Genomic DNA, 9,143 nt, shown 5'->3' with positions numbered 1-9,143 from the left:
CACGCAGGCGTGGATGCCCGGCCGACGAGGCGTGCCGTGCGCTGGGCGGCGAGGCGCGCTGTGCTCTGGCCGGCGCGGCGCGCCATGCGGCTCCGGTCGTTCTCCCACTCCGCCTGAGTCCCGGCCACCGGTGCTCCCGGGCAGTGCCAGCGACGCCCGTCAGCCCGCCGACCGCCAGGGCCACGAGCGCCCCGACCGTCACGAGCCGGACCGGCGCGACGAGGGCCCAGAACGCCACGACCGGCCAAGCCAGCACCACGGGCACGAGCAGGCGGAGGTCGATCCGGGACCGGGACCGCGGTCTGACCCGACGCACCGTCTCTCGACCGGTGAGCACGACGAGGGACGGTCCGCGCGGCCTCTGCTCGCGCTCCCTCCGCGGCTGCGACGACGGCGGGGTCACAGCGTCACCTTGGGGCGCAACTGCGCGAGGAGCTTGTCGCCGATGCCGCTCACCTCCCCGAGCTCGTCGACCGAGGTGAACCGGCCGTGCCCGGTGCGCCAGTCCATGATCCGTTGCGCGAGCACCGGCCCGACGCCGGGAAGCGAGTCCAGGGCCGCGACATCGGCGGAGTTGAGGCTCACCGGTGCACCCGAACCAGACGGGGATCCTCCCCCGCCCCCGGAACCCGGGGGTCCGGGCACGCCACTGCCGGACACCGGAACCTCGCCCGGCCTCGGCACTCGGATCTGCTCGCCGTCGATGACGAGTCGCGCGAGGTTGAGGGCAGCGAGGTCCGCCCCCGGCGCTGCGCCCCCGGCGGCCGCGATCGCATCGGCCAGCCGGGCTCCTGGCCGCAGGCGGACCAGGCCGGGTCGCACCACCTGCCCGACGACGTGCACGACCAGCTCCGCGCCTGCTGGTGGCACGACGGGAACCGAGCCGGAGATCGCGCCGGAACGGCCCGTCGCCGTGGTCACTCCGCCCGGGACGGCAGCGGTGGTGGCCAAGCCGCCGACGACCTGGACGGACCGCGACGAGCCGGGTGCGACGTCCGGCACCGACGTCGACCGCTCGGCCCACAGCACGCGCAGCACGAAGACGCACCCGACGGCCAGCACGAGTGCGAGCAGCGACACGACGGCCGCGCTGCTGATCGCGCGACGGCCCGTGCGCAGCTCGTCAGGTACCGTGAGCAGGCCCGGTCGGCGGGCGCGGCGCAGGTCCGCGTCGAGTCGCGTGACCTCGTCGTCCTCGGTCGCCCGGGACGACAGTCGCCGCACGGCCGACGCGACGCGCCCCGCTCCGGGCGCCTGAGGAACCCAGCCGCCCTCGGCCTCGGCCGCCGGAGCCGGACCCTCGGCGCCCACCCCTCCTGGTGCACCCACCGCGGAGCTGGATCCGAGGACCCGGGCGACCCGCTCGAGGTCAGGCGGTCTCTGGGCGGATCGGAACGGCATACCCCGACGGTAGGAAGCCGGGCGCCCGCGAGACGGTGTCCGGGCACCCGCTGGGGACAACACGCCCCGCGGCCGGAGGGGTGTGGACGGTCACAGCACGAGACGGCCCGCGCGTCGATGCACTCCCCCGCGCCCGACTGGTCCAGACTGCTCCAATGGCTCGGCACATCATGACTCTCACCTGCGACGACCGACCCGGCATCGTTGCGGCAGTGTCCGCGGCGCTGCTGGCGGTCTCGGCGAACATCGTCGAGAACCAGCAGTACTCCGACGAGGACACCGACCTCTTCTTCATGCGCACCGTCTTCGACGCCGAGCCGCACGAGGTCGACCAGGTCCTCGGACACATCCGCGACAGCCCGGCCATCGCGCACCACCACCTCGCGGCCCGGCCCGAGGACGAGCACTGCCGCACGGTCATCCTCGTCAGCAAGTTCGACCACTGCCTGCTCGACCTGCTCTACCGCTGGAATTCCGGCGACCTGCCCATCGACATCGTCGGCGTCGTCAGCAACCACGAGGACTGCCGTGGTCTCGTCGAGTACTACGGCCTCCCCTTCACCGTCATCCCCGTGACGAAGGAGACGAAGGCCGACGCCGAGGCCGAGCTGCTGCGCATCGTGGAGTCCGAGGACGTCGGCCTCGTCGTCCTGGCCCGCTACATGCAGATCCTCAGTGACGGACTGTGCCGTGCCCTCGAGGGTCGCGCCATCAACATCCACCACTCGTTCCTGCCGGGCTTCAAGGGCGCCAAGCCCTACCACCAGGCACACGACCGTGGCGTGAAGCTCATCGGGGCGTCAGCGCATTACGTCACAGCCGACCTCGATGAGGGCCCGATCATCGAGCAGGACGTCGTCCGCGTCACCCACGCGGAGTCCCCCGAGCGCCTCGTCGCGGTCGGACGCGACGTCGAGCGTCGCGTCCTGTCGCGCGCGGTGCGCGACCACGCCGAGTCGCGCATCTTCCTCTCGGGCCGCCGCACGATCGTCTTCTGACGCGTCCCCGCTCTGCCTTTCGGCCACCTCGCGAACAACACATGGCCGACTCATAGCAACGTCCATCACATCTTCCAGCCCGCACGCCTACGTCACCCTGACGGTGGCGAACGGAACGTACGACGGAGACGGTGGCAGACGGCTGGAGCACGACGGGCGGAGCGACGGCGCAGCCGGTGACTGATCGGCATCGCGGTGGCCGCCCTGCTCGTCGCGGGCGCCGGCGGCGCCGACGCGGTCACCCACCGCTCCGCGAGCGCGCAGACGCAGCCACGCACCTCACCGTCGCGCGTGGCACGGTGCAGCAGACGGTCTCTCGGCGAGCGGCACCATCGCGCCGGCGACCGAGGCCGACCTGTCGTTCCAGTCGGCCGGCACCGTCAACAGCGCGGCCCCGGTGGCGGCGGGTTCGGTGGACGGGGCGGCGCCGGCGGTACCGGTCGAGCTGCAGCGGGTGGACGTCCAGGAGGGTGATGCCCGGCCGACCTCTCGACCACCCGGGTCCGGCTCGTCGATCGGTAGCGTGCAGGCATGAGCGAGTCGAGGTTCGTCGTCGGGCAGGAGCACTTCGGACGGCTGACCCGAACCGCGGAAGAGAACGACGCGGCCGTGACGGCCGCGAGGGCAGAGCTCACGTCCGCCGTAGAAGCCCCGCCGGGCGAGGCTGCGGGCGGCGCCGTGCTCGATGCCGCCGTCGACCTCGCCGAGGCCCTGACGATCGCCGGGCGGGAGCACGAGGCGGTCGCGCTGGTCGGTCCGGCCGCGCGGGTCGCCAGGAAGACCGGCCGCAGCGAGACGCTCCGCTGGGCCCTGCTCGTGCTCGCGACGGCCGAGCACTACGCCGGCGCCGAGGCCCAGGCCGAGGAGCACTTCCGTGAGGGGCTCGCCCTCGCCCGCGCCTCGGGGGACCGGGTCGTCGAGCACCACACGTTGCACCACGTCGGCCGGTTCCTCGTCGACACGGCCCGCACCCGCGAGGCGGTCGAGTGCTTCACCCTCTGCCTCGCGATTCGCGAGGAGCTCGGCGAGCCCGCCGCAGAGTCCACACGGAGGGCTCTGGCCGCCCTGAGCGCAGCCGGGTGAACCACGGGTGGACCGCAGTCCGCGCTCACGGTCGCTGGACCTGACCCGACCAGGCCTCAGGGCAGCCGTCGCTGGCGCCACCAGCCGACGACGTTGTTCCTGTGCCGTGCGAGCACGAGCAGCCCGATCGTCATGAGCCACAGGCCGGTCCACACGTCGCCGGGGGCGTGTCCCGTCCAGATGAGGACCGCGACGACGACCATGGCCAACGCCCCGAAGATCGAGCCGGCAGCGACCCAACGCGTGAGCAGCACCGCGACGGCGAAGACCACGACGACGACGAGTGCGAACCACGGGTGCACCCCGAGGATCGCTCCGAGAGTGGTCGCGACCCCCTTTCCGCCGCGCCCCTTGAGGAAGGGCGACCAGATGTGTCCGAGCACCGCCGCGATGCCTACCGCGTATGCCGCGTGCGCACCGAAGAGGTGACCCGCGACGAGCGTCGGGACGAGGCCCTTGAGGACGTCGAGCACGCCGACGACGACGCCCCACCTGCGCCCGAGGACCCGGCCGGCGTTGGTCGCTCCGGGGTTGCCCGACCCTGACGACGTCAGGTCCTTGCCGAGCAGCCGTGCGATCATCGTCGCCGGGTTGAGCGAGCCGACGAGGAAGGCTGCGAGCACTCCTCCCGCCCAGGCGAGCACGGTACCGGCGCTCACGACCCGGCGACCTCGCCCGGTGACGGCGAGGCGGGCAACGGCTCGCCGGGGCGCGGCGACACGGCGATGGCGACGGTGCCGGGACCGACGTGCGCACCCACCACGGCCCCGAGCTCGACGACGAGAACCTTGGGCGAGCCCGGCACCAGGGCGTGCAGCTCGCCCGCGATCTGCTCTGCGCGAGCCGGTGCGTCGAGATGGTGGACCGCGATGTCCACGACGTGGCCCCCCTTCGTGACCTGGTCGAGGACCATCGCCTCGATGCGCGCGACGGCTCGCGACGACGTGCGGACCTTCTCGACCGGCACGATGCGTCCGCCGCGGACGGCGAGGATCGGCTTGATCGCGAGAGCCGACCCGAGCAGCGCCGAGGCGGCGCCGATGCGTCCGCCCCGGCGCAGGTGCTCGAGGGTGTCGACGTAGAACAGGACGCCGGAGGGCCCGAGCCGCGAGTGCACGGCCTCCAGGACCTCGGGCACCTCGGCTCCCCCGGAGGCTGCCTCGGCAGCAGCGACCACCGCGAATCCCATTGCCATACCGATGGTTTCGCTGTCGATGACCTCGACCGGAACCGGCGCTTCAGCCGCTGCGAGTCGGGCTGCCTCGACCGTGCCCGACATCTGCGACGACAGGTGGACCGAGACGATGGCCGTCGCGCCCTCATCGGCCAGTCGCTGATACGTCTCGGCGAAGACCTGCGGTGTGGGCCGCGACGTGGTGACGATGGTGTACTCGCGCAGCGCGGTCGCGACCTGGGCCGCCGAGATGTCCCGGCCCTCGACGAAGTCCTGACCTCCGACGACGACGTGGAGCGGGACGACCTCGATGCCGTGGCGCTCGACGACCTCCCTCGGCAGGTAGGACGTYGAGTCGGTGACGATCCGTGTGCTCACGTCGCGCTCCTTCCGTCGCCAGCCGGTCCGGGACTACAGCGGGACGACGTTGACGAGCTTCGGCGCCCGGACGATGACCGTGCGGATGCCACCCTCGGTCGCCGCCCTCACCTTGTCACGGCCGAGTGCGAGCTCGCGCAGGTCGTCCTCGGAGATGCCAGGGCTCACGTCGACCCGGTCGCGGACCTTGCCCTTGATCTGGATGACGCAGGTGACCTGCTCCTGCACGATCTTCGCGGGGTCGCTCACGGGGAACGCGGCATACGCCACCCCGTCGTCGTGACCCAGCCGCTGCCACATCTCCTCGGCGAGGTGGGGGGCAACGGGAGCCAGCATGAGCACCATCGCCTCGACGACCTCGCGCGGGGGGGCGTCGAGCTTCGTCACGGCGTTGTTGAGCTCGATGAGCTTGGCGATGGCCGTGTTGAAGCGGAGCCCCTCGAAGTCCTCGCGCACCCCGGCGATCGTCTGGTGCAGCTGCGTCGTCAGCGCCTGGTCCAGGGTCGCGTCGACAACCCGCACCGCGCCCGTCGCCTCGTCGACGACGTTGCGCCACAGGCGCTGCAGGAAGCGCTGGCTGCCGACGACCGCGCGGATCTCCCACGGCTTGCTCAGCTCGAGGGGACCCATCGACATCTCGTAGACGCGGAAGGTGTCGGCGCCGTACGCGTCGTACATCTCGTCCGGGCTCACGGAGTTCTTCAGCGACTTGCCGATCTTGCCGTACTCCCGGTTGACCGCCTGGCCCTGCCAGGCGAAGGTCGGCTCCTCGCCGTGACCGCCAGGGTGCTCCTCGACCTCGGACGCGGTGACGTACTGACCACGGCTGTCGGTGTAGGCGTACGCCTGGATGTAGCCCTGCGAGAAGTACTTCCGGAAGGGCTCCTCGCTGCCGACGTGGCCGAGGTCGAAGAGGACCTTGTGCCAGAAGCGCGCGTAGAGCAGGTGCAGGACCGCGTGCTCGACGCCGCCCACGTAGAGGTCCACGCCGCCCGGGTCGCGCGTGCCGGCCGGAGCGCCCTCGACCGGGGTGTCGTGACGGCCCAGCCAGTACGCCTCGTTGGCCGGGTCGACGAAGGCGTCGTGGTTCTCCGGGTCGAGGTAGCGCAGGTAGTACCAGCACGAGCCGGCCCAGTTGGGCATCGTGTTCGTCTCGCGGCGGAACTTCCGCAGCCCGCGGCCGTCGCCGAGGTCCTTCTCGACCTCGACCCACTCGGGCACGCGCGAGAGCGGCGGCTCGGGGCTGCTCTGCGCGTCGTCCGGGTCGAACGTCTTGGGGCTGTAGTCCGGCACGTCTGGCAGGGTCAGCGGCAGCTCGTCGTCAGGGACGGCATACGCCACCCCGTCCTCGTCGAACATGATGGGGAACGGCTCGCCCCAGTAGCGCTGGCGGCTGAAGAGCCAGTCGCGGATGCGGTAGCTGATGGTCCCCTCGCCGAGCCCCTCCGCCTCGAGGAAGTCGATGATGCGCGCCTTTGCGTCGGCGACGTGCAGCCCGTCGAGCGAGATGCGCTCGTTGGCGCTGTTGATCGCGACACCGTCGCCGAGGAACGGCTCGTCGTCGGGGTGGCCCTCGGTCGGCTGCACGGTGCGGACGATCGGGATGTCGAACTTCTCGGCGAACTCCCAGTCGCGCGTGTCCTGCCCGGGGACCGCCATGATGGCGCCGGTGCCGTAGCCCATCAGCACGTAGTCGGCGACGAAGACCGGGATTCGCTCTCCCGTCAGGGGATTCGTGGCCCATGAGCCGGTGAAGACGCCGGTCTTGTCCTTGCCCTCGGTCTGGCGCTCGACGTCACCCTTGCGTGACGCTGCGAGCTGGTATGCCGCCATGGCCTCCCCCGGGGTCGTGCTCGCGTCAGCGTCTGATCCCTTCCAGGCATCCTTGGTCCCCTCGGGCCAGCTGCCTTGCGGCACCAGGGAGTCCACGAGCGGGTGCTCGGGCGCGATGACCATGAACGTCGCGCCGAAGATCGTGTCGGGGCGGGTGGTGAAGACGTCGATGCCGTCCTGCTCGCCCGTTCCGGTGGTGACGGGAAAGCTGACGCGCGCACCCTTGGACCGGCCGATCCAGTTGCGCTGCATGAGCTTGACCTTCTCGGGCCAGTCGACGCCGTCGAGATCGTCGGCCAGGCGGTCGGCATACGCCGTGATGCGCATCTTCCACTGGCTGAGGTTGCGACGGAAGACGGGGAAGTTGCCGCGCTCGGAACGGCCCTCGTTGGTGACCTCCTCGTTGGAGAGCACGGTGCCGAGACCCGGGCACCAGTTGACCGGCGCCTCGGACGTGTAGGCCAGACGATGGCCCTCCAGGACCGTGGCGCGCTCGGTCGCGGACAGGTCGGCCCAGCCACGACCCTCGGCGTCGAGCACGGCACGACGGCCGGACTCGAACTCCTCGACGAGCTCACTGATGGGGCGGGCCCTGCCGCGGCCACCATCCGCGCGGACGGCCTCGGCGTCGTACCACGCGTCCCAGATCTGCAGGAAGATCCACTGCGTCCAGCGGTAGTAGTCGTCGTCGATCGTCGCGAAGGTGCGGCGGTTGTCGAAGCCCAGCCCGAGGCGGCGCAGCTGGCGCTTCATGTTCGCCATGTTCTCCTCGGTGGTCTTCCGAGGGTGCTGACCGGTCTGGACGGCGAACTGCTCCGCGGGGAGGCCGAAGGCGTCGTAACCCAGGGCGTGCAGGACGTTCTTGCCCAGCATCCGGTGGAAGCGGCTGTAGACGTCCGTCGCGATGTAGCCGAGCGGGTGGCCGACGTGCAGGCCGACACCCGACGGGTAGGGGAACATGTCGAGGACGATGAGCTTCTCGCCGCGGGCGGCCACCTTCTCCGGCTCGGCCCACGGGCCGGCGGGGTTGGGGGCGTTGAACGTGCCGTCCTCCTCCCACCGGTCCTGCCAGGAGGTCTCGATCTGCTGCGCCATCGCCGCGGTGTAGCGGAACGGGGTGTCGTTCGTCTGCTCGCTCATGTCGTCTCTCTCGTCGCTGCTCGTCTGGGCAAAGAAAAACCCCTCGCACAGGAGGGGAGCCGCGTTGATGTCGGGAGTCCCGACCTTCGTCAACGCGGCTGCGGAAGGAGCAGCAGTCCAGCCATGCGCCCAAGGTTAGCGCAGCCCCCACGTCAGCCAGCGTCTGTGGCCCCGCCTTCCCGGGCCCCACCCCCGTCGACTGGGTGCGAACCCCCGTCAGCGGAAGAGGGCGACGACGATGAGGGCCTGCGCGACGTGGTAGGTCACGATGACCGTCAGCGGGGCCCAGCGCCGCTCGTGGACGAAGCGGTCATGGCCGAGCACCGCGTCCGAGACCACGAAGACCGCGCATCCGAGCAGCAGCAGCCAGTCCCCCTTCCAGGCTGCGACGAGCACTAGCGCGCTGAGCACGAGCTGGTAGACGAAGAMGGGCACGCGCTGCGCACCTGAGTGGCGGACGATGTCGCGCCCCAGCTTCGCGTGGAGCAGCACCAGGGCCGGCACGGCCACCAGCAGCGGCCACGGGAAGCCGTCCACCCCCGGCGTCTCGAGGATCGCCCAGATGTACGCGACGTGGGCGGCGAGGAAGGCAGCGAGCCCGACGAGGAAGCGGGTCTCGGTCGCCCGCAGCAGCGCGACGTCCCCGACCAGACAGAACGCGAGCGCCACCACCACCGGCAGCAGTGGCGGCGAGCCCGGTGCACGCCCCTCCCAGTGGAGCGACCAGGCGAGCCCCATGAGGAGCAGCACGACGAGGGGCTTGGTCAGCCGCTCGACGACGTGGTCGCCGCGCAGCACGGATCGCCAGTTGACGAGCGCCGTCACGCCGAGCGCCACGCTGATGACCCACAGGTGGGTGGTCACGGCCCCAGATTCCCAGCAACGACTCAGGTTTCGCGGGGCAGACACGCCGCGGAGCCCCACCACCTGTCGAGACGAGTCGGCGAACGTCCAGTTCTCTGCCAGACTCGTCGAATGCCCATGCGCAAGTTCCAGCACACGGTCACCGCCGACGACACGTCCGCCCGGGTCGGCAGCGGCGACCTCGACGTCCTCGCGACACCACGCCTCATCACGTGGTGCGAGAACGCCGCGTTCCAGGTCTGCAAGCAGACCATCGACGCCGACCACACGAC

General features: G+C 71.1%; 7 protein-coding genes. 2 read left to right on the top strand and 5 right to left on the bottom strand.

What is annotated here, in order from left to right:
- Positions 1-399 precede the first annotated feature (399 nt).
- A complete protein-coding gene (locus tag AC1DP0_RS13075) occupies positions 400-1,401 on the bottom strand; it encodes a ComEA family DNA-binding protein (protein ID WP_478084992.1) in 1,002 nt (333 codons plus the stop codon).
- A 155-nt stretch (positions 1,402-1,556) separates the two neighbouring features.
- On the opposite strand from AC1DP0_RS13075, the gene purU reads away from it, so the two are divergent.
- On the top strand, positions 1,557-2,399 hold the full coding sequence (gene purU, locus AC1DP0_RS13070; RefSeq protein WP_478084991.1) for a formyltetrahydrofolate deformylase: 843 nt from the start codon (positions 1,557-1,559) through the stop codon (positions 2,397-2,399).
- A gap of 531 nt (positions 2,400-2,930) precedes the next feature.
- Complete coding sequence (locus tag AC1DP0_RS13065; protein WP_478084990.1) at positions 2,931-3,482, top strand: hypothetical protein; 552 nt, start codon at positions 2,931-2,933, stop codon at positions 3,480-3,482.
- Positions 3,483-3,538: 56 nt separating this feature from the next.
- Here AC1DP0_RS13065 and plsY read toward each other — a convergent pair whose 3' ends face one another.
- The 4 genes from plsY to AC1DP0_RS13045 all read right to left on the bottom strand — a co-directional run bounded on the left by plsY (position 3,539) and on the right by AC1DP0_RS13045 (position 8,871).
- Positions 3,539-4,141 carry a glycerol-3-phosphate 1-O-acyltransferase PlsY gene (plsY, locus tag AC1DP0_RS13060; RefSeq protein ID WP_478084989.1) on the bottom strand — a complete coding sequence of 201 codons (603 nt, stop codon included), beginning with the start codon at positions 4,139-4,141 and terminating at the stop codon, positions 3,539-3,541.
- Positions 4,138-5,034: a DegV family protein gene (locus AC1DP0_RS13055; RefSeq protein WP_478084988.1), complete on the bottom strand. Its 897-nt coding sequence runs from the start codon at positions 5,032-5,034 to the stop codon at positions 4,138-4,140. Before AC1DP0_RS13055 ends, plsY begins: the two co-directional genes overlap by 4 nt.
- Before the next feature lie 33 nt (positions 5,035-5,067).
- On the bottom strand, positions 5,068-8,007 hold the full coding sequence (gene leuS / locus AC1DP0_RS13050; protein WP_478084987.1) for a leucine--tRNA ligase: 2,940 nt from the start codon (positions 8,005-8,007) through the stop codon (positions 5,068-5,070).
- A 216-nt stretch (positions 8,008-8,223) separates the two neighbouring features.
- A complete protein-coding gene (locus AC1DP0_RS13045) occupies positions 8,224-8,871 on the bottom strand; it encodes a lysoplasmalogenase (RefSeq protein WP_478084986.1) in 648 nt (215 codons plus the stop codon).
- Positions 8,872-9,143 lie beyond the last annotated feature (272 nt).

The organism is Terrabacter sp. P5_B1, assembly GCF_056400505.1.
Note: the sequence above shows the minus strand (reverse complement) of the source record. Positions and strands in the feature narration are given on the sequence as shown.

Coding starts and splice junctions, on each gene's coding strand:
- purU (WP_478084991.1), top strand. CDS start 1,557: ATGGCTCGGCACATCATGACTCTCACCTGCGACGACCGACCCGGCATC.
- AC1DP0_RS13065 (WP_478084990.1), top strand. CDS start 2,931: ATGAGCGAGTCGAGGTTCGTCGTCGGGCAGGAGCACTTCGGACGGCTG.
- AC1DP0_RS13075 (WP_478084992.1), bottom strand. CDS start 1,401: ATGCCGTTCCGATCCGCCCAGAGACCGCCTGACCTCGAGCGGGTCGCC.
- leuS (WP_478084987.1), bottom strand. CDS start 8,007: ATGAGCGAGCAGACGAACGACACCCCGTTCCGCTACACCGCGGCGATG.